Origin of the sequence: Actinobaculum sp. 352 (assembly GCF_003957265.1) — a bacterium.
GTDB lineage: Bacteria > Actinomycetota > Actinomycetes > Actinomycetales > Actinomycetaceae > Asp313.
The window spans coordinates 38,523-64,374 of the sequence record NZ_RQSN01000001.1 but is presented as its reverse complement, the minus strand read 5'-3'; the positions used below and the strand labels follow the sequence as shown (position 1 = coordinate 64,374).

The window sequence follows — 25,852 nt, the reverse complement described above, 5'->3', positions numbered from 1 at the left end:
TCTCCGCCTTCGGCGCCGTATTGGCCGTTCCAGCAGAACCAGCATCGACCTTCCACCAGAACCGGTGTGGATCTTCCAACCGGAACCGCTTAGGGCCGTTCCACCCGAACGAACGCGCGCTTTTCAAGCAACATCCGTGTGAACCCAACATTGCTCGCGTCGGACATCCGCCCCACCGCACTCGGTGGATCCCGGCCTCGGCACCCACAGCATGCGCATACGACCCGGCGCCGAGAACAGTCGGCCGATACTACAGCCCTATCGAGGCCAAGCGGTGCTCTAGAATAGTTGTGCACGCAATGAAACTGATTGCTTTCTGAGGGGGAGCCATGCCTACTCCGCGCGAATGTCCTGGTCGCATCGGCCGCCCGCGCAACATCGAAGCAGATAGCCGGATCCTCAAGGCGGCACTTTGCTCCTACGGCGAAAGCGGTTGGCACGGTTTCAATCTGACGAAAGTCGCCACGCAGGCAGGCGTTGGTAAATCGTCGATGTACTCGCGCTGGGCCGACCGTGAGTCCCTGCTGCTGGACGCGTTCCGCATCCTCGTGCCCTGCCCGGGTCCTATCGGCGAAACCGTGCATGACATTCTGGTCAACGAGGCCGAGTTCCGCATGCGACTCTACCTGGGATGCCACGCACAGGCCGTGCGCCGCGTCTTCGTCGAAACAGGTTCCACCAATCAGCCGGTGATCCGCCGTGTTTACGAGCATCTGTACCTCGATCCCATCGGGCAGATCCGGAGCAGACTCTGGGAATTCAAAAGCACAGGCGCTCTGCCGCGCACCATGTCCATGACGCGTCTGCTTGATGCCATTGAAGGATCGGTACTCATGCGCGCCTTTTGTTTGTCTATAGAAGACATCGACTGTTTTCTTACCGAGATACCCGAGTATGCGGAGCATCTGGTGACCGACCAACTTCAGATTCCACACGACCGCGGCAGTGGAGGCCTGCGCGTGGCGTCGTAGGCAGCTGAATGGCTGGTCCGCGATGATTCGACGAAACAACTGACTTTCCGGCTCCTTCGTGGTCAACCGGATGGGCCAAAGTAGTCCCCCCATCTCTACCTGCCTGTGAACTCCGGCGAACCCGTCTCCGCTAGGCTGCGCCCCTTTGTCTCGGGTGCCCAGAACACGGAGACGACGAATCCGAACAACGTGATTGCCGCGCCCGCCAGCATCGTCGGACCCGTGCCATGCTCGTTCATGAAGCTGGGGAGAACATAAATGGAGACCACCGTGCCTATACGGGAGATCGCCATGGCCACGCCCATGGCCGAGGCCCGTATATCGGTGGGAAAGAGCTCGTTTGGATACAACCATTCCAAATTCCCCGGTCCACCTGAGAACAGTGCGTAGATACCGAAGCAGATCACAACCGTGGCCATGGCGGCATTCGGCACAAGGCCAAGAACTGCAAGAGCCACCGCCATGACAGCGAAGCATCCCAGAATAAGCGGTCTCCGCCCCAGGGACTCAGCGAGGAACATCGCCGGAATTGTACCGAGCATGAACAACGTGCCGATAATCAACTCGCCAATCAAGGAGGCCCGCCCTTCTCCCAGGCCGAAGGCACCGATAATACGCGGACCGTATGTGTAGATTGCGAACATCGGAATGGCCTGGCAGAGCCAGATGATTCCCACAAAAAGCACACGACGCAGATACGTTCCGTGGAAGATCTTGGAGAAGCGCGTCTTCGTGGCCGTCACCTCGTCGTCCATGGTGATCCCCTCCCCGTACACCTGAAGAACAACCGCTTCCGCCTCTTCGACGCGTCCCTTCGCCAGGAGCCAACGCGGCGACTCGGGGATGGACCAGCGTCCGACCAGGATCACCAGACAGGGAATCACCGAACTGCCGAGCATCCACCGCCAACCACCCGGCACGTCGAGTAGGAAGAAACCTGCCAGATACGCAGCATTCGCCCCTACGTACCACATGGCAGCAATCACGCCCATGGAAATTGATCGGTATCGCCGCGGAGTGAACTCGGTGATCATTGAGGTAGCAATTGGATAGTCCGCTCCGATGGTAATGCCAATGAGGAAGCGGAGGATGAAGAGTTGGACGGGCGAGGCGATGAACATGCACAGCACCGACAGCACCACGATTGTCACCACGTCAATCACGAACATCTTGCGACGTCCGATCAGATCGGTGACCCACCCGCCGACCGATGCACCAATGAAGAGGCCGACCAGCGCCGCAACGCCGATCATGCCACTCCAGTGATCGTCAATCCCCAGATCGGGAGTCATCTTTGTCAGGGCTACGCCGATAATGCCCAACACGTATCCCTCAAGAAAGGGACCGCCGGAGGAGAACAACGTGACTCGTTTCAGGAATGGCGTCATTCCGACGTCGTCAAGCCTGACTCTGGCCGGCACACCGCTTCCCTCCATGCCCTGCGCGCTACTCGCCTTCGACTCCGACGCGTCGTGTTCACCACTGCCAGTTACAGCGTTGCCGGTTACAGCGCCGCCGTGTTCACTGCGCCCGGGTACACCATCACCGCCGGGTGCAGCGCTTCTGCTCGCTCTACTTGCACTGTCCATGGTTATTCACCCGTCCAACCCGCACTCACTCGAACTCGATGATTCCCCAGTTGAGATGTGGCTTGGCGCCACTGGTCTCAAAGTCCTCATCCACGAGGCGGAAGCGCAGTTCACCCTCCCCCACCTTCCACAGTTGGGTCTTCAAGGTGGAGCCAGGATGCACCGGCGAGGTGATACGGGTTTTGAATCGGGTGATGCGCTCCGGCTCACCCGGCACGTAGGCTTTGATAGCATGGCGCATCACCACGCCCGCGTAAGAGATGGCGTGCAGGATCGGGCGTGGCTCGCCGTTTTCTGCGGCATAGTCCCAGTCGATGTGCTGCGGATGATAGTCACCCGAGAGGCGATAGATCAGCGCTTGATTCTCCGGGATCCGCTCGCTCACCTCCACATCGGGCTCGGTCTGCGGCATCTCGACGATGTCTTTCGGCGGTTTCGGCCCGCCCCAGCCGCCGTCGTAAATCAGGCAGTCCCAAGACTCATTGGTGAAGAGCAGGTTACCCTCGGAATCGTAGGTGTCGCCGATATGCTGCGCTAGTAGGCCGCGGCCCTCGCCGCGGTCGTAGAGCCCTTCGAGTTTCACCTTGGTCTCCAGGTGGTCCGCCATCTTGGTGATCGGCCGGTGGAACCGAATGTCGAAACCCCAGTGCAGGGAGCCCGCATAGTTGTAGCCGTAGTCGATGGTGCGCGTGACTTCCGAGTCTACGATCAGCATGGCCCCGAACATGGGAAGGACCTTGAGCTGCGGGTCACGTTCGTCGTGCTCATTGAGATACTCGAGGCCGTCTTTACCGTCGATTCCCGCGCCGCATCCAAGCGCGAAGAGCTCGAGATCGCGGAAGGTGTAGTCGCGTGTGAAGGGGCCGAAGGTCTGCCCCACCATCTCGGTTTTGATAGTCATCCTTGTGTCCTTTCGGTTGTGCCTACTCCAGCGTGCCTACAGCAGGTCTTTGAGAACTTTTCCGTATTCGCCCCGCGGCAGTTCGTCGCGGAACTCAATGATTGTGGGAACTTTGAAGCAGGCCAGGTGCTGACGGGCGTAAACGGCCACATCTTCTTCGCTCAGGTCGCTTCCACCGGGAACAATCACCGCTTTTACCGCTTCGTCGCGCACCTCGTCAGGCACTCCGACGACGGCGACGTCGGCCACGTCCGGGCAGCCTCGCAGCACCCCTTCAACCTCCGCGGCCGAGATATTCTCACCGGAGCGTTTAATGAGATCTGCCTTGCGGTCAACGAAGTAGAACCATCCATCCGCGTCACGCGTGCCGATATCACCCGTGTGGTACCAGCCCTCCGAGTCGATCACCCGGGCAGTTGCCTCGGGATCATTCCAGTACCCCGCCATAAGAGAACGCCCGGGCGTGCCGCGGATGACGATCTCGCCACGCTCACCCGGTAGTGCCTCGCTTCCATCGGCGGTGAGGATTCTGACCTGGTAGCCGATTCCAGCGCGCCCGATAGACGGCCAACGACGCGGCCATGACGACAGGTCCGTGATGACACCTACCAGCGACTCGGTGGAGCCGTAGTTGTTCAGGAGGCGTACGCCGAACCGTTCTTCGAATCGTTGCTTTTCGGTATCGGTCAACGGCAGAAAGTAGTGAACATCGCGCACCCAGTGTTCGCGCTCTTGCGGGTCCACCGGTTGAAGGAGCAGGGTACGGATAATCATGGCCATGCCTTGAACGAGCGTGGCGTGGTGCTTGCGTGCCTGCCGCCAGAAACGCCGCGCAGAATAGCGGCGTTGAAGGATGAGTGTCGCCCCCGCGGCGATCACCGGCATAAGAGCAGATAGCTGTAGGTTGACATGGGTGGCAGCCATGGTGCTCAGATATCTGTCATCCGGTCCCATTCCGAGTTCCCAACAAACATATGTACCGGAGAAAATGAAATTGGCATGCGTCAGCATCACGCCTTTGGGTCGGTCCGTCGTTCCAGAGGTATACATGATTTCCAACAAGTCCTGATCCGCCAGAGGGCGGCGTTCCCGCAGCCGGGTCGACTCACCGAGTTTGAGCACGCCGTATCGGCCCACCGGCCGGGCGCCGTGCCGTGTTTGCGATTCATCCGACTCCTCGGCGGGTCCGGCCGCGGGTCCGGCACTTGCGGCCGATAAGTCGGCAGTTGCGGCCGAGGGTCCGGCGTCGTCGCACGATGGAGCAGAGGTACCGGTCGACGGCGCATCACCACCCGCCGAAAGGCCGGGGCCGTCGGGCCGCGATGCGACTGCAGGCCGTGATCCGGCGACATCGGGCACTACTTGCAGCGAGTCGGCACCACACGAGGCATCCACAACCACGACGTCCACCTGCGGTGAGACGGCTGACTGCTCCCACCGCTCGGCCTGCGTAACCAGCAGCCGAACATTGCAGGCTTCCACTATGTACCTGCATTCATTTGGCGTGTAGCACTCGCTGAGGGGAACGAGGACGGCACCGATTTTCGCCAGCGCCAAAAGGCATTCGATGAACTCGGGCGAGTTGCCCAGTTGTACCGCCACGCGATCCCCCGCCTGCACACCACGGCCGAGGAACATATTGGCTGCCCGGTTCACCTCGTCGTCGAAGGCACGGTAGGTGTAGCGGCGAATCTGCTCCGTGTCCGTATCTTCGAAAACAAGGAACTCGTGATTGGGAATACGGGCGCATTGTTCCTCCCATAACCAGCGCACGTTCAACCCGTCTGCAAGCTCAGTCATAATGCCTCCTCAAACGGACTGCTACCTCTTCAACTTGGCCTTTGCCGGATAAGTCGGCGGCACCAGGCGGAACTGACTCCGCGCGGCCGCCGACTATCCCTCGCGACCGTCGGTTATCCCTCTCGGCCGCCGGTTATCCCTCTCGGCCGCCGTCCGCTTCCGACCCGTCACCGAAGCGGACGTTACCGGACGCGCGGAATCGCTCGACATCCTCGGGTGAAAAGCCTGCACGCGAGAGAAGGTCCGCCGTGTCATAACCGAGCGGCGGCATGGGGCGCCAGAACCCGCCCGGATTGTTCGTGAATTTCGGGAAGGTGTTGAGCCCCTTGACGCTCCGTCCCTCCGCGTTCTCCCATTCGATGAAGCATTCACGCTGTTTGACGTGCTCCTCGGCGAGGATATCATCGAACTCGAATACAACTTGTGCGGCGATACGGTGAGCAACGAAGTCCTTCTGCACGTCGTACTTGCTCTGAGTGAGCAGGTACTCGTCCAACTTCTGCTCGATGAGTTGTGCCTTGGGTCCGTCAAGCCAGAGGGCGGACGTATCCTCTGGATACTCCTCGGTGCCCCACAGCTCACCTAGACCGATGGTCTCCAGCAGGTACTTGTTCTGCGGCACGCCGTACACGCACAGTTGAATGAAACCGTCCTTGCAGCGATACTGCCCGATGCCGCACAGGTTCTGGTGACGCGCGCCCGGACGCGGATAGAGCACTCCCGCGTTGAGGTAATCCATCATGTAGTAGACGCCGACTCGCAGCAACGTCTCGTACATGGCCAGATCAATACTCTCTCCCTGCCCGGTGCGGCCGACCTTGTGCAACGCGGCGAGCGCCGCCGAGATGATCATGAGAGAGTTGAAGTAATCCCCGGAGTAGGGAGCAATTCCCATCGGCTGTTCCGGCGTACCATTCTGCGCGGTGATTCCGGCGTATGCCGCCACCGTGGAATCATAGGCTGCGGCATTGGTACGTTCCGGGTCGCCCCACTGGCCGAAACCGGATACGTGGACAATCACCAGTTGCGGGTTACGTTCCCACAGCATCTCGTCGGTGATTCCTTTACGCGCATAGACCGGCCCCTTGGACGACTCAATGAAGATATCCGCCTGCTCGACTAGGCGCAGCAAAATCTCCTTTCCTTCCTCCGAGAACGGGTTCATGGATAGGGAACGCATGTTGCGCCGCTCCATCTCCTTCACCCAGGTGGTATCGCGCATGGAGTCACCGGTGCCGGTGTTCTCGATCCACGTCACGTCGGCTCCCCACTCAGCCATGATCTCTGCGGCTGTGGGCGCGGCGATCTCTACGGCGGAGTAGACGACCCGCACGTCATCCAGCACGCCGAAGGACGGCTTGTTCATTTCGATAGTCATAACTGTCTCCTCAATCGTGTTGCCGCAGGCATCTCTCGCCTAGCGGTACTCCTTGAGTGCGGCCCGTCCGGCGGTCAGGATCATCATTTCGTCCGTTCCCCCGGACACCCGGTCCACACGAAGATCGCGGAAGAACCGCTGCACGCGGTGCTCTCCGGTGATGCCGATGCCGGCAAGGACCTGCAGTGCGTCGTCGACCACCTCGAAGGCTGCATGAGCGCAGTAGTACTTGGCCATGGAGCAGTCGCCTCGGCCAAGCAGTCCGTTATCCTTCTTCCAGGCGATTTCGTAGAGCATGTTGCGCATATTGGTCAGCTTGACCTTCATGTCCGCGAACTTCAGCTGGATCAGCTGATGGCGTGCGATGGCCTGTCCGCCTTGGATGCGCTGGTTGGCGTACTTCGCCGCGTCTTCAAAGGCACAGTAGGCCTGCCCGTAATTTGTTAGCGCAACGAGGAATCGCTCCAGGTCGAAGTCGGCGACTCCCCGCTTGAAGCCGTTTCCTTCGGTTCCGAAGAGGTCGCTCTCCTCCAGTTCGACGTCGTCGAAATAGAGTTCCGCACAAGAATCCATGCGCAGCCCCAGCTTGTGTAGAGGCTCCTTTGTGATGCCCTCTTTGCTCATATCGACGAACCATTCGGAGTAGACGTCCATATCATCGGCGTTGCGTGCCATCACTACCATGTACGGAACTTTCATGGAGGAGGTTTGGAAGGTCTTGTGGCCGTTCAGATACACCTTGCCGTCGCGTCGGGTGTAGGTAGTGCGCATGTCATCCCAGGACGATCCGGCACTCGGTTCCGTCATGGCATAGTTGAGCATCTGCTTGCCCGAGCCGACGAAGGCGAGGATCTTCTTCTTCTGTTCCTCTGTTCCTTCCCGGATTACCGTGTCCCAGCAGGGAAGCTGGTAAAGCACATAGGTCGGACCGCCCAGGCGGCCCAGCTCCTCGTACGCGGCAGCGAGGGTCACCCAACCGAAACCGAAGCCGTCATATTCCTCGGGAAGCAGGATCCGGTCAAAGCCGATGTCACAGATGGCCTTGACCCATTCCTCCGGGTATTCCGAGTTCTCATCGCACTCGTGGAAGTAGGTCTCCCACGGGCGAGAGTTCATGAGCTCCGTGAAGCCATCCACCATGAGCTGCTGGTCTTCATTGAGGGAAAAATCCATATGTCTGTAGTCTTTCTTATCTGTTGTGTTCGTAATGTGTCGTGTTCGTGCGTGAATCTGTGAGCACCGGCTAGACGGCATCCGGCGGGGCGGGGTCGCGCTGCTCACTCGGCCCGTCTGACGTCGCCGAAACACTCGACGTCGCCGAAGCACCCGATGTCGCCGAAGCACCCGGTGTCACCGGAGCAGCCGGACTTGCCGGAACACCCGACGTCGCCGGAACAGCCGACGTAACCGAAGCACCAGAGGCCCCCGGAGCACCTGATACAGCAGGACCACCCGGTGTAACCGGCGTGCCTTGCGTCGTCGACTCGGCAGCGTCGGCCCGTGTACTCGACCCGCCGCGCAGCCGAACCGTGCGGAAGAACCTCCCGCCGCTCTCTAAAACCTCGCGCGCGGCTGGCAGTATCTTGGAATGGTGGAGGAAGCCGTGCAGCACGCCCGATACCTCCTCGAAGGCGTGGACCACGCCGTAGTGCTCACATACTGCAGCCAGGGTGCGCGAATCATCACGCAGCGGGTCCAGTGCGGCAGCCACGATATAACAGGGCGGAATGCCGTCCAGGTCGTTGCCGAGAATGTCGAAATAAGGCGCCCGCACATCCTCCGGCCCGCGGAGGTACAAATTCTTGTACCAGGCAAAGTCCTCCTCCGTCAGACCATCCCACGGCCCACCGAACAGTCGGATTGACATGGAATCTCGCAGCCCGTAAGAACCGTAATAGAGCAGAAGACAGCGAATATCCGCGGCATCCTTCTCTACATCCCGCAGGTGGAGGTAGGTTGCGAAAGCCATATTCGCGCCTCCGGAATCCCCAGCCAGAGAAATATCGCTGGCATCGATATTCCATTCGTCAGCTGCGGTGCGCAGATGTTGGACTACTGCCACGCATTCCTCGATCGCCTGCGGGTAGCGCGCCTCTGGAGAAAGAGTGTAGTCAACGGCAAGAACTGCGGCGCCAGTCTCTTCGGCAAGGATCCGGCAGATCCGCGAGTGGGTGTTTAGGTTTCCAACTACCCACCCTCCGCCATGGACGTAGACGATCACTGGCAGTGCAGGGGTCGACGTCGGCCGATACATGCGAACAGTTACCTGACCGTGCGGCGTCTTAACCCTGTTTTCGCGAATCGATGCCGGTTGTGGGCCGCCTTCGTTCCAGAAGGCACGTTCGGTGTCATATGCCATGCGCATCTCGTGGAAAGTCTGGTCGGTCGAGTATGCCCCGGCCGCAAGTTCGTTTTGTTTAGCGACGACGGCGCCCATCTCCGGGCTCCACATCGCGGGGACATTCAGCTTGTTAGGCATCACCACTCCTATTCGCGCCCGCGCTTGGCCTCAGCATCCACCGGGGATGATGCGGACGAAGCAGCGGAATTCTGGCTTGCCTGTTTGCCGTCGTGCTCGGACGCGTGCTCGGTGCCATGCTCCGAGGCATGCCCGGCGGCATGCTCTGCGGCAGCAACTTCGTCCGCCTCAAGCTTCGCTTTGTTCCTGCGCACGTAGAACAGCAGGGCCAGCGCGAATGCCGCAGCCAGAAGCGCCGCGACGGCCAAAATGATGAAGATGCTCCGGTACGCGTCGTTGCCCGACTTGTCGATCATGGCGCCAAACCATGTGGAAGAGAAGGTGTCCGGGAGGAAGCCCACCACGGAGAGGATTCCGGTTGCTGTTCCGAAAATGGTCAAGGGTACCTTCCCTTCGGTCAGCTGTGAGGAAACAATGCCGAACACGCCATTGCCGATGAAACCGAGCAAGATGATCAAAATGGCTGCCACGACCGTCATTGCGACAGTGGTCGGAAGGAAGGTGAAGACGACGAGGATCAGCGCCGCCACCACCGATCCGGTCACGATGACGCGCGAGGGCGAGCCGACGGCCTTCGCCATGAATCCGAACGCGGGGCCGGACAGGAGTGTGATGCCGTAGGTACGGACAATTGATACAACAGAGACAATGGTGAGCGAGGCTCCCATCACCGTTTGCAGGTACGGGGTCGTGTAGGCAACTCCGGTGTAGTAGAAGTAAACGAAGAACAGGCAGCAAGCTGAAAGCCACACAACAGGGCTGCGTAGGGCAGCGGTCAGCTCGTGGAGGTTGAAACCACCGCCATCACGATTGATCTCGCCTTCGAACTTCGGGATGAAGAGGAAGGAGAGAACGCCGAGGATCAGGATGATGCATCCGAGGAAGATCAGCAGTGTGCGTACACCCGCCGCCAGGTGGTTTACGAAACGTCCGATAATCCACAGATTAATGAGGTTGACGACAAGCCCAGCAGCACCGTAGATACCGTAGGAGATGCCAATATTACGGGAGTATTCATCCTCTTCCGAGATCAGACGCACCAGTTTGTAGCGAATTCCCCACCAGATCAGAATAGTTGTGATGCCCATGCCGACGAAGACGAGCATCAGTGTATTGAAGGACGGAAGGAGCGCGTATACGAAGGTCAGAGCCGCCGTCGTTGAGAATCCGACCCAACCGAGTGTGCGCACCCGAACCTTGTCTGCGACGATACCGGACGGGAGGTAGCAGATTGTGGCTGTGATCGCGTAAGCCGACAGCAGTTTTCCAAGATCAGCGTTGGTGGCATTCAGCGCCTGCATCAGTGGATCGTAGAAGACCGTCTTCAGGTAGGCGGGCGTGTAAATGATAGAACTGCCCATCGAGACTAGGACAAGGAGGAAGATGCGATGGCCAGGGGTCAGATCCCTGGCATGCACCTCACGGCGCAGAGAACTCAGCATGAGTGTCCCTTTCTTCTTATGTTGGATAACTAGCCGGGATCGCGTCCCAAAATCGGCATTGCGGTAGGCCTCTAGCGGGCGGTGTGACACGAGCGCGCCAAGCAAACATCAATTCACTACCTGACACGCGGCGAGTCCATGCTTCTGCGCCAATGCCCAGCGGGAAAGGAGCCCGCACGGACGCGAAGCGAGACCATAACCCGGCGCAAACGCCCAGCGTGAAAATAACCCACACAGACGCAAGGCAAGACCACACCCCAGCACAAATACCTAGCGTGAAAAGAACGCGAACAGTGGAAGGGCGGAAGTAAGCAAATGGACGGAGCCCGTCCAAAACACACTTTCGATCTTGTGGCCCCCCGCCTCGTGGGCGGTAATCGATCCTTCCGTCCCGTCCCACCCATTGGGAGGCAACGAGGATCCGCGTACCACACCGGACCACGTGTCCACCATAGCAGCCTCAGTCAACTACTTCACTCTCAGACTGCCCCAATTCTCAGCAAGTGCAACTCCGGGGCAAATCGCACGGCAAAAAGGGGACGTTAGTCCTCGGAGAAATGGACGACTACCGTCCAAAAATGGCGATATTTCAAGCATAAATGTCCAGCTGAGAATTTGTGCAGGAAGCGTATTTCGACGTATTAGGCGCAGTGGATCGCGCAGATCCATCCACAGGATCAGCGCGACTAGAACCCCGTCATCATATCATTGATGACGACTCTCCCCTCGCGCATACATGTTGCGTTCCTAGCGGAATTAGCCAAGGCTCGCATACACCGCGTCAAAGGCTCATGCCCACAAAGCCGTATTCGAGCAGGATCAACCATGGTGTGCGTACACCGCATCGAAGGTCCGTCCCCACCAAGCTGTATTCGAGCAGGATCAACCAAGCCCGCATAGTCTCGTTATCGTCGCATCACACTAATCGTCGCGTCTTGGTTGGAAAGAAGCTTCACATCCCGGCTGTTTCGAGCCGCACACCCACTCTGTCCGACAGAACGCGGCTAGAGCCGACGCCAAGTGCGCTTGTACCTCACGCCAAGTGCGCCTATCTCTCACGCCAAGTGCGCTTATACCTCACGCAAGTGTGCCTATCCCTCACGCCAAGTGCGCTTATACCTCACGCAAGTGTGCCTATCCCTCACGCCAAGTGTCAAAATCCCGTCCAAACGATTCGAGCGGGACGCGGTAGCCTTCTCGAATCCGCATAATTCCGCCATTCTTTAGATGGAGCCATTCCACTTCGCTTCCGTTTGGACGGGATTTTGACACATCGTCGGGCGGAGGTGGCTCGCACACGCTACTCGCGGCCCGGGAGCGGCTTGCGCTCACGGGCGGATGGCAGTCGTATACGCTCTCGCCCGATCTTGCCGTAAAATGCGACGGACGCGGATGACAATCACTCCCGTGCATTACTCTGCCACCAGGGGCGCACGCGCCCTGGGCGCATCACCGAACACAGGCTTTAGTTCTCGGCCGTCCGGATGCCCAGCGGAGCACCTTGGTTTGCTAGCCGCCTGCGCACGAGCCAGCACCACTACCCACGCACGCCAAAGGCGTGCGGCCTGCGCCGATAGATGCGAGGACACCGAAGGCCGCTACCCACGCACGCCAAAGGCGTGCACTGCATGCGTCCCATTCCTCGATACAGCCTTTCGACTGCCCATAAGCGCCTAGCGGAGTCCACACAGCCAGCAGGACCCCACGCGCCTAGTACAGTCCCATGCACCCGGCAGGGTGCCTCACGATTGTCGTCAATATAGGACAGGGCGCCACTATCGCTCTTATGTGCCCGATACGGGCGCATACAAACAACGTCGGTGAAAACACCGCCACCGGTCACGCATCCTTTGAAGCCGACAATAGCGCCGAGGAGCCTTCCGAATCACCGGCCGCGATCTTTGACGGACTCGTGCGGGCGGAGCCACAGCCAGAGGAAGAACAGTGCGGCCACACCGATCATCCCCAATCCGCACCACAGGTCAAGGTTCAGACCTGCTGCCTTGGCAAGGTCTTCATCGCTAACGAAAAAGGCCCCGTAGAAGGCGAGCATTCCGCCCATCACGAGGAACAAAGCGACGATCCAGGTTCGCAGGTCGAGAACGGACATATGCGGCCTGCGAACGCTGACCGCACGTTGCGAGGTAGTTGCACCCGCCTCCATACCAGCCGCAGTCGCCCCTGTACCAGCCATGCTCGTCTCCTTGACAGCCACTCTTTCCTCGTTGCCGGCCGCGCCAGCCGCAGTCGCCCCCAAACCAGTCACACTCGCCCCCGTACCAGTAACGCCTGTCTCCGTGTCAGCCACGTTCACCCCCGTGCCAGCCGCTCTCACCTCCCCAGCTACACGCACCTGCGTGCCCGTCACACCATCAACGGCGACCCCGTCACCAGAGCTCACATCATGTTGTTGCCGCGCACGCGGGCTAGAGGTCTCGTCCTGCGCTTCGGCGGAGCCGCGCGCCTCGGCAGAGCCGCGCATCTGGGCGGAGCCATGCGCTTGGGCGGAACCGCGCGCTTGAGCGGAGCCGCGCGTTTGAGCCGAGCCGCGCGTTTGAGCCGAGCCGTGTGCTTGTTCGCTCTTGCGCCCTGTCGCATCCGGCCAACTATCCGCCCGGCTTGCTCCGCTCGATTGCTTAGAGGACGACATTTCCATCTCAGCCCACCACCACATTCAGAATAACCAGGCAGATCAGAACCGCGATGCCCAGCGGCCACGGGTTCTCCCACCACTTGAGTTTCTCACCTTCGGCTACCCGCTCCCGCTCGGCCTTAACCGCCACCCTGTGTAGGTCAGGCGCCGGCTGCGCACCGCGGATCGGCATTTTTGTGCGTCCCCACACTAGACCGTCCAGTTCTTCGTCCGCCTTCGGCCGCCCGCGCAGCGTGATAATCACCGAGACGGTGATATCGAAAATGAAAGCCATGCCGCTGCCCGTAAAGGAGGCGGCCTGCTGCGAATTGAACTCGAGAATGCCCGCCATGTACCCGGCTTGCACGCCCGCTGCTCCCAATGCGCCGGCTACCAGCCCCCACAGCCCCGCCCAGGGCGACATCCGTTTCCAGAACATGCCAAGAATGAACGTGGCGAAAAGCGGCGCGTTGAAAATCGATTGCAGGAGTTGGATGTAGTCCTGAATATTGTTGAAACCGGCGGCAATGAAGGCCGCCCCCACCGCAACTAGCACCCCGGCAACAGTGAGCTTGCGGCCGACCCGCAGATAATACGTATCCTTGCGGCCAGGGCGCACATAGGTCTGCCAGATGTCATAGGTGACAACCGTGTTGAAGGAGGAGACGTTGGCGGCCATGCCGGCCATGAAGGCAGCGATCAGCGCGGCCAGCGCCAACCCCACCAGACCGGTGGGCAGTATCTCGCCGATAAGTGCGGGAAGCGCTTCATTATGTGAAAGGGTGCCATCACTCAACTCCGGGATCAGCACCGCCGCCACCAGCCCGGGCATGATGATAATCGCCGGAAGAAGCATCTTCGGGATCGCGGCAATAATAGGAGTGCGCTGGGCCGCAGACATGTCCTTGGCCGAAAGCGCGCGTTGTACCTCGGTGAAGTTAGTGGTCCAGTAGCCGAAGGAGTTGACGAATCCCATACCCAGCAGCAGCGCGATCCAGTTGCCATACGGGTTGGTCGTGTTACCGAGACCGGTGCCACCCCACACCGAGAGGCCATTCTCCCCCAGCACCTGCGTACTGTTGATGGTGTCGATCAGGCCAGAAACCCCGCCGACCCGTGCCAGCCCACCCACGGTCAGCGGCGCGAGGAAGGCCACAATAATGAGGAACTGCAACACCTCGTTGTACATGGTGGCAGTAAGTCCGCCCATAGTGGTGTACAACAGTACAACCCCGGCCGCAGCGATGATTGACGCCCAGAGCGGCCATCCGATCAGAACGTTGATCAGAAGCGCAAGCGCAAAGAGGTTGATACCTGCCACGAGGATGGTGGCGACGGCGAAGACGATGGACTGGTACAGATGCGTGGGGCGGTTGAAACGCAAACGCAAATATTCGGGCACCGACCGCACGCGTGATCCGTAATAGAACGGCATCATGATCAGGCCCAAGAACACCATGGCCGGCACCGCGCCAATCCAGTAGTAGTGCACTGTTGCCAAACCGTATTGAGAGCCGTTGGCCGCCATGCCAATCAGCTCGGTGGCCCCGATATTGGCACTGAGGAAGGCCAGTGCACAGATCCACGCCGGAAGGGAACGTCCAGAGAGGAAGTAATCCTCGGAGGTGAGAACCTTGCGCTTGGTGACCACGCCGATGGCGATGACGAAGAAGAGGTAGACGGCGACGAATGAGTAATCGAAAAGCGTTGCGTTGAGCCGTAAATCCATCAGGCGTCCATCCCCTCAACTTCGGCGATCCGTACCGGGCGGTGCTCTCGGCGCGATATGCCGCAGGCGGCGGCGATACGCAAGGCGGCGACGGCGTCGTCGATGGTTGAGGGAACGCCGGCGCCTTCGGTGATGATGGCGAGGAAGGCGTCCAGTTCGCGTTCGTAACAGTCTTTGAAGCGGGCGATGAAGTCGATCCACGGCTCACCGCTCGGATAGGTGGTGCCGGGTTCCAGCGAGTGCACGGGAAGGCGCTCGTCCATTCCGACGACGTCGGTGCCCGCCGTCCCGTGCAGTTCCATTCGCACGTCGTATCCGGCTCCGTTGAAGCGGGAGGAGTGGGCGGTCACGAGGATATCGTCTTCCATGCGCATGGTGACGGTTGTTTCGGCGACGTCGCCGAAGTCTGCGAAATCGGCCAGGCCGAGGTCTGTACCGAAGGCAAAGACTTCTTCCACTTCCCTACCGCTGACCCAGCGCAGCACGTCGAAGTCGTGGATGAGGCAGTCGGTGTAGATGCCGCCAGAGGCAGCGAGGAATTCGCGGGCGGCGGGGGCCTGGTCAAGTGTTCCCATGTGAATGCGGCGTAGGTCTCCAATTGTGCCCGCTGCCACACGCTGGCGTGCAGTGGTGTACGCCGGGTCGAAGCGGCGTTGGAATCCGACATGAACCGGCACATTCGCCTGCTTAGCGGCGTCCCCGGCGCGGCGCGTAGAGGGGATGTCTAGGGCAATGGGCTTTTCGCAGAAGATCGGGATGCCAAGGCGGACGGCACGGCAGATGAGGTCCGCATGAGTGTCCGTGGAAGTGGCGATAACGAGACCGTCCAGGTCGGTGGCGGCCAGTAGGCCCTCGGGGCTGCGAACTTCGGCGCCGTAGAGGCTCGCGGCGTGTTCAGCCCGCTCCGCACGACTATCGGCGACGACGAGGCCGCCCACGCGCGGTGCCAGCAACCCGGCGTGCATTACGCCGATGCGACCGGCACCCAACAGTCCAATGCGTGGCTGCGACATATCCATGCTCCTCACGGCCGGTCAGCCCCGTCCGACCTTCGCCTATCAACGATGGGACGGGGCCATCATACCCGTTCGCGGCGAATGGCGAGGGATTGTGGGGCGGGAGCCGGAGCAGCAGGATGCTTGACAATGACCTTCAAGCAGCGTTCAGGCGCTTCGCGCAGTAGCCCGCGTTCCGCAATCCCCCGTGCGAGTTACGGGCTTGCGCCTTCCAATTGCGGGCTTGTGCCTTCCAATTGCGGGCTTGCGCCTTCCAATTGCGGGCTTGCGCCTTCCAAGATGGCTGCCGTTAGCTACCGCCCCTCACCCCGCCTTCAAGCTGCGGCGTCGGAAGACGAACACAGAACAGGCAAGCAATACGGCCGCTACCACCGCCTGCCCGGCAATCACTCGCAGATCCGGAGTGTCCACAGGAAGCACGCCCACCATATGCGCGGGCGAGAGATCGCGCGCCCACTCCGGTAGTTGCAACGCCTCGGCGAGGAAGCCGACCACCACCGTCCACGCGATAGCCACCCATCCCACCACCGGCCAGCGCGGACCAAACGCGGCAAGTACCGCCGATAGCGCGCCGATAAGAAGCACTGGGGCAAGGTACGAGCCTCCGACCTCCAGTGCCGTGCGGAACGACTCGCTCTGCCCGGAGGAGGCTGCCGTGCCGGCACCGAGTATCAGAACGGAAACGGAGACTACAAGCAGGGACGACAGCAGCGTCGTCGTCCACCACCCGATCCAAAGCCTGCGGCGCGGGCAACGAGTGGAAGCAAGAACCCCTATGCGCCCTGCCGCCTCCTCGGTGCCGAAATGCGCGGCGCCCTGCACGGTGATTGCACCGGCAGCCGCGACGATGATAATCGAGGCCATCATCGTCATGAGGTCGGTGCTTCGTTCTAGGCCCATGGCTTCCAGCAACGATGGATTGTCCTCAATGATCTTGGTCATTTCCGTGCTGAACACTCCGATGAGGAGCGCCCACAGGCAGGCGACCGATGCCCAGGTAACGGTTGCGGCCCGTTCGCTGCGCAATGCCAGCCGCGATGCGGAAATGCGCCCTCTGCCGCGGGTCGGCCCGGGCTGAGGTGCGATAAGACCGGCCCCCATGTCTCGCCTTGCCGCTGCGAGGCCGCTGACTAGAAACAGGGCCAGAGTGGCCGCGCCGTATGCTGCGAGCGGCCAGGCGCGCGGAGTATCGAAGGCTCGGACTTCCGGAAGCCACCCGAGCGGGCTCAGCCACACGACGCCGAGTTCCAGCCCATCCACGAGAAAACGGACCAGGTATGCAATGCTGAAGATGACGATCCCGAGTTGTTGCGCACTGCGGGCCTGTTGGCATAGTTGGGCCAGCAGCAGGCCGACGGCACCGAAGAACAGAATGCAAGCGCTCGCCGCAGCCGCATACCACGCAGAACCGGCAGCGGGCAGGCCCACCGCGACCATCCCGGCCGCCATAATAAGGCCGGTGGCAAGAGCGGTGAGGATGACGAGTCCAATAGCCGATGCCAGCGGAGTCAAACGCCCCACCCGCGACGCGGTGAGCAATTCGGTCCGCCCACTCTCCTCCTCCCGGCGAGTCAGGCGCACGGCAACCATGATCCCCAGCAGCGGGAAAAGAACCTGCCCGAGGAATCCCACCTCGGCTGCCGTGATCCCACCCAGTGTGGTCAGGCCGTATCCCCGTCCATTGAATGCGGCGGAGGAGACGGATTCTCCCGCACTCGCCGCGTAGGCCACCCGGTCAGCCGAGGTGGGATACAACCCTTTAATGCCGACGGCGACGGCGGCAACCAGCAGGGTGCAGATGAGAACGGTGAAGGTGAGGGCCGCCCATGATGTGCGGGCGCCGAGGATGAGCGCACGCGGCAAGCCCGCGAAGGGCCGCGCGCCACGTCCGATGGCGGAGTGATCGCCCGCTGAGCGGGCGACGGGGTGGCGTGCCGAGCCGACGGAAACAGCGCGATCTACTGCGGGAGTGGCCTCGGAGCGTTCTGTTGAGAGGGCGGTGTTCATTGTGCCCCGCCTTTGAGTCCGCCCAACTCGGGCTTGCCACCGCGCACCCCGCTAGACTCGGCCCCGGCACCACTTACACTCTCCGGCTCGCGCTCAGTGCCGTCCGGTCTGTCTGCTTCCCCGTTTACGCCGTCCGAACCCTCCGCCTGACAGTTGGCGCCGTTGATTCCGCCCCGCACCAATTGGACGCCACCTGCACTGCCTGCTTCCCGATCGGCGCCGTCGTCGGCGTACCGTTCCAGGAAGAGCTGTTCTAGACTCGGCGGGCGTACGGCCACCTGCGAAACCGACACGGACGCGAGTAACGCCAGCACTGCGGGCAAAGCGTCCGCCTCGGCCAACAGTGTGCTTCGTACACCGCGTGGCACTTCTCGCACCTGTACATTGCTGACGCCTGCCAGCCGTCCCACACCCGGCAGCGGCGAGTCGCTCACGACGTCGACGGCGGTCGCTGCCGTGGCTCGCAGGTCGGCCAGCGAACCCGTGAACACCTGCCTCCCTGCCCGCACCACGGTCACGGTGTCGCACAGCGATTCAACTTCGGCAAGGATGTGGCTGGAGAGCAGCACGCTCGTGCCTTCCGCGTTGCGTTCAGCAACGACCTGCTGGAAGACGGCTTCCATCAGCGGGTCGAGTCCCGATGTGGGCTCGTCCAGCACCAACAGGTCGACGTCGCAGGCCAGCGCGGCTACTAGAGCTACTTTCTGGCGGTTTCCCTTGGAGTAGGTTCGGAAGCGGCGGCTCGGGTCGAGCTCGAAACGTTCGATGAGTTCGTCGCGGCGGTGCCGATTCATCCCGCCATGGAATCCGCCTAGAACGTCAATACACTGTCCGCCGGTCAAGCCGGGCCAGAGCATGGTATCGCCGGGAACGTAGGCGAGCCGGGCGTGGATATCCACGGCACGATCCCAGGCATCCAGACCGAACACCGTCATATGGCCGCCGTCCAGCCGCAGCTGCCCGAGTGCAGCGCGGATTGTTGTGGATTTACCCGCACCGTTGGGACCGAGGAATCCGTGCACTTCTCCGCGAGCAACGGCGAGGTCCAGACCGGCAAGGGCGGTGATACTGCCGAAGGACTTATGTAAGTCACGCCCTTCCAACATTAAATCTGATAGTGACTGTCTCATAATAGTCACTCTACTCTTTGTTCTCGGCGTGTCAAGGGTCTGCCGCAGCGCAGATTCGCGTAACACGCCGACTGTGCATTAGTGGCCGGGTGCTGGGAGGCCGTAGGAGCAAGACTCCCGTCGGGTCGGTATCCTTGACATAGTCGCGAATGCGAGGACCCGCCGAAACTAAGGCCTGCGGAGGTTCCCGGTCCCTTTCAGCGGGTTCACATCCCGGGCATCAAGGGGTTTGTATCCCGGGCATCAACGGGTTCGCGTCGTGAGTCATCAGCGGGTTCACGTCCGGAGAGGGGAAGCCATGCCGAGATCATCTGCAGCCGACAGTGGCAAACGTGCCGCCACCCCGCGTGACCGCGTTTCCGCTGGCACGGTCGGCAAAGGCGCGGCGAGGCGCGGCGAGAGGGCAACTAGCGCCCAGCCCGGCGAGAGGGCAACCAGCGCTCAGGCTGGCAAGAGGGCAACCGGCGCCCAGCCCGGCGATACGCAGTTCACCGGCACTCCACTTGAGAGTGGTGCGCCGCGTCTCGGCCTGCGAGCGCGCAAGAAAGCTGCGACGATGCGGCATGTGCAGAGTGTTGCCCTAGAGATGTTCAAGGAACATGGCTTCGATGCGGTCAGCATTGAGCAAGTGGCCGACGCGGCGCTGGTCTCCCCCAGCACGCTCTACCGGTATTTCGGCACGAAGGAAGGGCTTGTACTGCACGACGAGTACGACGACCGCATCCGCGACTCGTTGAGTTCTTGCCTCGCAGATGGCCTCAGCCTGGCCGAGAGCGTGAACCGCGCACTGGAGGAAGTCTGGGGCGGTCACTTCGTCCAGGACATGGACGTGACTGTTCTCCGCACGCGGCTGTGCTTGGAGGTTCCGTCTATCCAAGGCGCGATGGCGCGCATCGTAAATGAAGAGGTCGACGCCATCGCCCGGGCGGCGGCGGAGTCTGGCCGCTGGGACTTCCCCACCGCCCGGGTACTCACCTCGGGAGTGATCTGGGCAATTATTGCCGTACTGCGCAACTGGTACGACGGCGGCTTCACCACCAACCTACGTGAGGACATTGACCGATTCGTCACCATGTTGTCTGCGATGGAGGCGACGAGCGATCTAGGCGGTGGCAGCCTTGGAGCCGTGGATCTCGGGACCTCTTCTTAACCGTCGTCGATTCACTCGACGACGGCGGGAACACGGTCTGACTGTCGGCTGACCATCCGTAACGCACGCAGACGCGGATGCCGCTACGATACAAGAGTCATATGCCCGCCTCAGAACGGACAGCCACACTCGCCGGAATGGCGCGTTCACCGGAAAGGACAGCAGCACTCATGCGTACATGGATACAAGAGCACCGCTTGATGGCGGGTATTGGAATCGCGGTACTTGTGCCGGCTCTGGCTTTGGCCGTCGGCGTCTTTGTTCTGTGGCTTCGCTCTCCCGGGCCCGACCCTGCGGTACTGGTTGACGGCGAGACGCGCACGTCGCCGTCGGGTAACTACACGGTGGAGTTCTACGACGAAGACATTGATGGGAAGCGCAACCTCTACCCGGCGATCAAGGATTCCGACGGCGAGGTGGTGTGGAGCGATGACGAACGCTACCAGATGAGTGCGCACCCGGTCCGAGTACTCTGGCAGGATGACGACGACGTCCTCTGGCTGATGTCCCGGGATATCGGCAACGCGCGGGTCATGCTGACCGACGGCCAGTGGGCGAAGGACCGGACGTGGACGACCTACCCCGCCAATGTACAGAAGATCGAGGAGGAGCAGCGGTGAGGGAGGCATGACATCTTTCCGCATTCGGCGTGCGCTGTTTGTGGCTCTTCCGATCATCGCGCTCGTCGCCGTGTTGCTGTGGCGTCCGTGGGAAAAAGACACACGCGTTGACGCTTTCTTCACTAAGGTCACCGGCGGCGGCGCCTACACCTGTGCGCTGACCGATGGCGGAGAAGTTTACTGTTGGGGTGCCTCTGAATACCTCGGGACAGGCTACGAAGGCAGTTCGGCTACCACACCTCAAGCGGTAGACCTACCGGTTACTATCGTCGACCTTGATTCGAGTTGGGATCACACGTGCGCGCTTGGCGCTGAAGGCTCCGTCTATTGTTGGGGTGACAATCACTTCAACCAAGTCTCCCCTTCCGAAAATCGAAGGCACCGTGTCCCCGTCAAGATCGGTCTCCACGGACCTGCCAACGCGGTCTACGTCGGCCCCGGCACATCGTGTGCGGCACTCGAGGATGGTCTGCGCTGCTGGGGCACGAATGGATACAAGACGCTCGGCGACGATCGCGGTCGAACTCTCAAAGAACCCACACGTGTTTTAGAAGGCAGCAGGTACCGCGACGTCAAGTTGGGCGGCGACTACTTCTGTTTTATAGACAGTGACGGCGCTGTCCACTGCCGAGGAGCTCGCAACTACGGCTGGCTTGGCGACGGTATCAGCGATCAGTCTGTCACCGACCCGGGAACGTGGGTTGACGTGGAGCGGACCGATGGATAACAGCGGACTCGATGCCTGCTCAATCAAACAGGGACGTGCACTCTGCCAAGCCGGGGATCCAGCATCAACAGCTGCACCCTCAACCCAGATAGACAGTGAGTTGACCAGCATGGTCCTCTCCTCCAACTCCGGCTGCGCCACCACCAAGCAGGGCGAGTTGTACTGCTGGCACACCAGCGGCAGAGTTCCACCACCGGAATTCGAACGTGATGCTCCTCGAGCCGAGCCAATCCTCCTCGGCAAACCGAGCGACCGTTAGAGTACTGACAAAAGAGCACTCCCGGCGATTCCGCGTGATGAGTTCGCTCTTACACTGCGAACAGAGCCTTGCCGCTGTAGCGGGACGGGAGCTGGCGGCAAATCAAGGTCTCGCAATCGATTCAGACAGGACCCGGAGTCTTATAGCCCCTTGCCCGCCACTGCGCTCACTCAAATGACCCAGCTTTTTCCGTCCTTGGACACTGTGGAATGCTGCCTCGTGATCTCAACACTGACCTGTGCCGACACTCCACACAACACTTCAACCAGGACCCGCAGTTCTCGCGGGAAGCCCTGTTTGGGACTCCATGTCTCATCTCCCTAGCATCCGAGACAAACGCCATCGAGTCGACATCAGACAACGGCCCTGATAGCATAAAAGCGCGAGCCAGCATTGCTCCATAAAAACAGCAAAATACCGACAGTAGAGGTACTCCACAATGCTAGATATCGACATCTCGCCAGACATGTGGACAGGTCCGAGTGACGAACTGAAAGAGAGTTCTTCCCTTGTTTCAAGACTCGGCAGCACGATTGGCCCAGCGATGGCAGGTGAGCCATTCGGTAGACGTTTATCGCCACTCATCACACAAAGCTACCAAGAGCTTGTAAGCAGCTTCCGAAGCGGAAACACCACGTTGGCGGAAATCCTCACACAGACCGCCGAGGCGCTCAGCAGCAGCGCTAGCGACTTCTTGGCGAACGAGCAGCGTATCTCGACCGCCTTCTCGGAGTTGCGCACAATGCTAGGAGGAATTCAGTGACCGACCTACAAACTTCAGCCGACAGAATCGTCAATGCGGCTTCCAAAACAAGCAGTGGTATGAGAGCGCGCAGTTCCGGTTCCTTGTCACTCGGCGATGTTCCTTCCAGCGCACTTCCTTCTGAATTGTCGTGGGTTCGCACTCTGATGCAGCCTTTATTTGACCTCCGGGAAGAGTTCGTCCTCAACGAAGGTGCGGTGAATTCTGAAGTCGAAGCGTGGCTCTCCACGATGCGAAGTACACAGGAGCAATGGAATACCGTTGACAGGGCCAAATCGAGCATGAGCTCCGAGAACTCGCTTACGACTGATGCATTTCAGTCGAGAGTCGAGGGTATTCTTAGTGTCCTCGACGCTGAAACTCAGGCAGCTAAAGCTATGGTAAACGCCTTGGAGAGTCAGCTCGATATCGCCAAGTCCATAAGCACTTCAATCGATAACACGATCACCGACGGTCTAGCCATGTTCAGCAACATGGGTAACGAACTCATGCCCGAAAGCGGAGTCGGAGCGATGTCTCCCAGCTCTGCTGCCGTGGCTCAGGTGTCCGAGTGGGTAAACAGTAGCGTCGCCGCTATTGAGAGGCAAATCGAACTCGCTTCAGCGGAGTTTCAGAGAGGTGCGACATCCAACGCAAACTTGGCGGCCGCAATGAACTCACTGACATCAGCATCCGATTCAACTCCTAATCCTTCACCATTGCCTGCACCAACTCCTCCCGACGACACCGGCGACAGTCGTAACCCAGACGGCAGAAATGGTCGTCGAGTCGAAAATGACAAGACAACCCGACGACGGAGTGCTGGCAAGGGAGACTTCTCGAACGACTGGGCCGGCAGAGCAATCCTTGGTCGTTATCTGAGCGGCGGCGGTGACTGGAACATTGACAATGATCCAAATTGGACCGAGTACATGGAGAACCACGAAAGCCTTTCCGGAGACGTACAAAGTCTTTCCGAACAAATGGAGTCTTACAACGATTCCCAGGCCGTTGCAGCCGTTGAGGAGTACCAGAGGTCTGGACAGAAGTCTGGTTCTTTTGATACAACGAGCGCGGTAGAGATTGACAATGGCGAGGGAATTGTCGGCTATCAGTATCTGCACGGCACGAACGCCGATGCCGGGGGCTTTAAGCATAGCGGTACAACATCGGTGAGGCCATTACCAGACGGAAATTACGAAGTCACCATTGATTCAACCTATCAATGGAACGACATAATTGACCCCAATGGGGATTACAGAACCGACCGCGTCAAGAACAGAGTAGCAGAGATACTGACCTTCGGACGCGCGGACCCTTATGAGATTCACATTGGTTGGGACGATACGAGCACCGTTGTCGTTGATGCCGACGGGAACGTGATTAGTGCGGAGGGGTGGCCCTACGAATGAGGACGAAGATGAACACAGCAATTAGAGTTTGCCTAGTAGTGGCAGCGGTGGGCATCATTAGCTTCAGTGTTGTTCTGGCGATTCTGCGAACGAACAGCTCGGGCACCGATCCCAAGATTCTGGCTGAAGGTAGCACGCTGCGATCACCCTCGGGTGAGTTCAGCGCGAAGTTCTCATCCGAACAGGTTGATGGGAAGCGATACGTCTACCCTGTGATTGTCAACACTGACGGCGATATTGTCTGGCAGGACAGCGAACGTTACTTGATGAGTGCTCATCCGGTGGCAGTCATTTGGCAAGAGGACAACGACACACTTTGGTTGCTATCAAGCGATATTGGAACCTCCCGTGTCGTCAAAGAGACCAGTGGTCAGTGGGCCAAAGACTGGGACTGGGACACTCTTCCGATCGATATACAGAAAGTTAGAGGACGCTGATGACCACCACCAATGCTCGAGTTCTTTGTGCCGACGCGGGCCGTCCGGATGTCCGCGAACTCTCCCGTGTCATTGCCGTGCGGCTCCTACAACGAGTTGGAATCCCTACGACAGAGTCGCCGGGATTTGCGCCTACGGGTTCGGTGCCACGGACACCAATGACCGTTGAAGAGTTAGTACCCGGAGATCCCGATGGCCTTGCTGCCGCAGCGACGGCGTTGGCAGACTTGAGTGTCTCGGTTCCCGTAGATCTGATACCCCTAGTTGTGGCAACAAGCAAGGCCCATGCCAGCCTCGGTAAGGCCATACTTGCGCAACGCGTGAAGGCAGCAGAAGTCTTTGAAAAGGCAGCGGCGGCAGGGATCCCGAATGATGTGATCTGTCATGATGAGAAGATGACTGAATTCATCGGCGCACAACCTGAGCGCGGCGATTTGGTTTTAGAGCTTGCAAAGGAGGCAATTACTTTGCGTCTTGCCTGGACCGACGCGGAGAGTGATTTCGTAGATGCACTAAGGGAGGTACGCGAAGAGCTAGACATTGCTGATTGGTGACTGAGCAAACTTCCACGCTCACTGTGAAGTCTTGTGCGTCACGAGCGACGCGAAGGAGGGCGCTCCTTCAAGCCCATTGCTTCCCATGCAAGTGTGTCGACCATGTGTGTCCTCGCTCGCCTGTCCAGCCGAGTGAGGACACATTCGTTCATTGAAGCATTCTGGTGTTGTTTCGCATCTCATGCGGATCCAGCTGCATAGCTTGGTGTTGATTGCAGTCATGGATGATTTCCTGTGGGCTGCGGTAGCCTGCTGATTCAAGCAGGCGGGTGGTTCCGCACTAGCGGAACCAGTTTTCTTCGCCTGCCGACTCGGCCTCAGCACACGAGTGCCAGAAGCAGGAGTACATCAACTCGGTCTCCCACAGTTCAGGGTGCAGTCGCGGGTGTGCGGTGGCCCTGTAACCCCGAGCTTGTGGTGACACCCGCCCGGAAGTGTTCAGCAGCTGGACGCAGGCCCCGAAATAGGTCACTGTACGTGTCAATACAAGAGGATCATCACTGTCCGCATTGGTCTGGTTCCACTGCGAAGAAGCAGATCCGGCCATCAAGATCTCGCAGACCCGTCCTTCCTCAGCGTTCTCACAGGTGAACCCGCGTGATCTCCTCGCCTTCCTCACACTTCAGACAGGGCCTCCTCCCCGCCTCAACCAACCAGTCTTCCCACCAACGCCCGAAGCGACCCCTATGCTCGTAGCCCAGCCTCACCGCGACTCTGGCCAACTGGCCTGCCACGTAAACGCGAGGAGTCCTCCGAGCACCGATCAGACAACACCTCTGACCGCATGCTCGCGAAATCCTCCGAAAGTGCATTCCGCAGCATATTCCTATCCCCTCAAAAACGGTTAGGAACAAAACGGTTAGGAACAATACCCCGG

21 protein-coding genes are annotated in these 25,852 nt (G+C 60.0%); 9 read left to right on the top strand and 12 right to left on the bottom strand.

Annotation, left to right across the window (positions count from 1 at the left end; translation table 11 throughout):
• Window positions 1-329: 329 nt before the first annotated feature.
• Complete coding sequence (locus EKN07_RS00265) at window positions 330-971, top strand: TetR/AcrR family transcriptional regulator (RefSeq protein ID WP_108715305.1); 642 nt, start codon at window positions 330-332, stop codon at window positions 969-971.
• 95 nt (window positions 972-1,066) lie between these two features.
• Here EKN07_RS00265 and EKN07_RS00260 read toward each other — a convergent pair whose 3' ends face one another.
• The 12 genes from EKN07_RS00260 to EKN07_RS00200 all read right to left on the bottom strand — a co-directional run bounded on the left by EKN07_RS00260 (window position 1,067) and on the right by EKN07_RS00200 (window position 19,074).
• Window positions 1,067-2,560, bottom strand: coding sequence for an MFS transporter (locus EKN07_RS00260; RefSeq protein WP_241228087.1), 1,494 nt, complete (start codon window positions 2,558-2,560; stop codon window positions 1,067-1,069).
• 25 nt (window positions 2,561-2,585) lie between these two features.
• On the bottom strand, window positions 2,586-3,461 hold the full coding sequence (locus EKN07_RS00255; RefSeq protein WP_126145377.1) for a MaoC/PaaZ C-terminal domain-containing protein: 876 nt from the start codon (window positions 3,459-3,461) through the stop codon (window positions 2,586-2,588).
• Between the two features lie 36 nt (window positions 3,462-3,497).
• A complete protein-coding gene (locus EKN07_RS00250) occupies window positions 3,498-5,261 on the bottom strand; it encodes an AMP-binding protein (RefSeq protein WP_126145376.1) in 1,764 nt (587 codons plus the stop codon).
• Window positions 5,262-5,394: 133 nt separating this feature from the next.
• Complete coding sequence (gene caiB / locus EKN07_RS00245; protein WP_108715302.1) at window positions 5,395-6,639, bottom strand: L-carnitine CoA-transferase; 1,245 nt, start codon at window positions 6,637-6,639, stop codon at window positions 5,395-5,397.
• Between the two features lie 39 nt (window positions 6,640-6,678).
• Entirely contained in the window at window positions 6,679-7,812 is a 1,134-nt protein-coding gene (gene caiA / locus EKN07_RS00240) for a crotonobetainyl-CoA dehydrogenase (protein ID WP_126145375.1), read from the bottom strand.
• Between the two features lie 70 nt (window positions 7,813-7,882).
• Window positions 7,883-9,118 carry an acetyl esterase gene (gene aes, locus EKN07_RS00235; protein WP_126145374.1) on the bottom strand — a complete coding sequence of 412 codons (1,236 nt, stop codon included), beginning with the start codon at window positions 9,116-9,118 and terminating at the stop codon, window positions 7,883-7,885.
• 8 nt (window positions 9,119-9,126) lie between these two features.
• Window positions 9,127-10,560, bottom strand: coding sequence for an MFS transporter (locus tag EKN07_RS00230; protein ID WP_108715300.1), 1,434 nt, complete (start codon window positions 10,558-10,560; stop codon window positions 9,127-9,129).
• A 1,885-nt stretch (window positions 10,561-12,445) separates the two neighbouring features.
• Complete coding sequence (locus tag EKN07_RS12750; protein WP_206435634.1) at window positions 12,446-13,216, bottom strand: hypothetical protein; 771 nt, start codon at window positions 13,214-13,216, stop codon at window positions 12,446-12,448.
• A gap of 1 nt (window position 13,217) precedes the next feature.
• Window positions 13,218-14,921 (bottom strand): sodium:solute symporter family protein, encoded by a 1,704-nt coding sequence (locus tag EKN07_RS00215; RefSeq protein ID WP_108715298.1) that lies wholly within the window; start codon window positions 14,919-14,921, stop codon window positions 13,218-13,220.
• A complete protein-coding gene (locus EKN07_RS00210) occupies window positions 14,921-15,934 on the bottom strand; it encodes a Gfo/Idh/MocA family oxidoreductase (protein WP_126145372.1) in 1,014 nt (337 codons plus the stop codon). The genes EKN07_RS00215 and EKN07_RS00210 overlap by 1 nt, the downstream gene beginning before the upstream one ends.
• A gap of 306 nt (window positions 15,935-16,240) precedes the next feature.
• Window positions 16,241-17,944, bottom strand: coding sequence for an ABC transporter (locus EKN07_RS00205; protein WP_241228086.1), 1,704 nt, complete (start codon window positions 17,942-17,944; stop codon window positions 16,241-16,243).
• Entirely contained in the window at window positions 17,941-19,074 is a 1,134-nt protein-coding gene (locus EKN07_RS00200; RefSeq protein WP_126145371.1) for an ABC transporter ATP-binding protein, read from the bottom strand. The genes EKN07_RS00205 and EKN07_RS00200 overlap by 4 nt, the downstream gene beginning before the upstream one ends.
• A gap of 298 nt (window positions 19,075-19,372) precedes the next feature.
• Between EKN07_RS00200 and EKN07_RS00195 the strand changes: the two genes are divergently transcribed.
• The 8 genes from EKN07_RS00195 to EKN07_RS00160 all read left to right on the top strand — a co-directional run bounded on the left by EKN07_RS00195 (window position 19,373) and on the right by EKN07_RS00160 (window position 24,975).
• Window positions 19,373-20,224 (top strand): TetR family transcriptional regulator, encoded by an 852-nt coding sequence (locus EKN07_RS00195; RefSeq protein ID WP_241228085.1) that lies wholly within the window; start codon window positions 19,373-19,375, stop codon window positions 20,222-20,224.
• A gap of 170 nt (window positions 20,225-20,394) precedes the next feature.
• On the top strand, window positions 20,395-20,844 hold the full coding sequence (locus EKN07_RS00190; protein WP_126145370.1) for a hypothetical protein: 450 nt from the start codon (window positions 20,395-20,397) through the stop codon (window positions 20,842-20,844).
• Window positions 20,845-20,851: 7 nt separating this feature from the next.
• A complete protein-coding gene (locus tag EKN07_RS00185) occupies window positions 20,852-21,571 on the top strand; it encodes a hypothetical protein (protein WP_164546557.1) in 720 nt (239 codons plus the stop codon).
• Window positions 21,564-21,830, top strand: a complete 267-nt coding sequence (locus EKN07_RS00180) for a hypothetical protein (RefSeq protein WP_126145368.1) — start codon at window positions 21,564-21,566, stop codon at window positions 21,828-21,830. The genes EKN07_RS00185 and EKN07_RS00180 overlap by 8 nt, the downstream gene beginning before the upstream one ends.
• A gap of 439 nt (window positions 21,831-22,269) precedes the next feature.
• On the top strand, window positions 22,270-22,593 hold the full coding sequence (locus EKN07_RS00175; RefSeq protein ID WP_126145367.1) for a hypothetical protein: 324 nt from the start codon (window positions 22,270-22,272) through the stop codon (window positions 22,591-22,593).
• Window positions 22,590-23,984 (top strand): hypothetical protein, encoded by a 1,395-nt coding sequence (locus tag EKN07_RS00170; protein WP_126145366.1) that lies wholly within the window; start codon window positions 22,590-22,592, stop codon window positions 23,982-23,984. The genes EKN07_RS00175 and EKN07_RS00170 overlap by 4 nt, the downstream gene beginning before the upstream one ends.
• 8 nt (window positions 23,985-23,992) lie before the next feature.
• Complete coding sequence (locus EKN07_RS00165; protein ID WP_126145365.1) at window positions 23,993-24,421, top strand: hypothetical protein; 429 nt, start codon at window positions 23,993-23,995, stop codon at window positions 24,419-24,421.
• The gene (locus EKN07_RS00160) at window positions 24,421-24,975 is read left to right on the top strand and encodes a hypothetical protein (protein ID WP_126145364.1); all 555 of its coding nucleotides are present in this window, start codon (window positions 24,421-24,423) and stop codon (window positions 24,973-24,975) included. Before EKN07_RS00165 ends, EKN07_RS00160 begins: the two co-directional genes overlap by 1 nt.
• The last annotated feature ends 877 nt before the right edge of the window (window positions 24,976-25,852 follow it).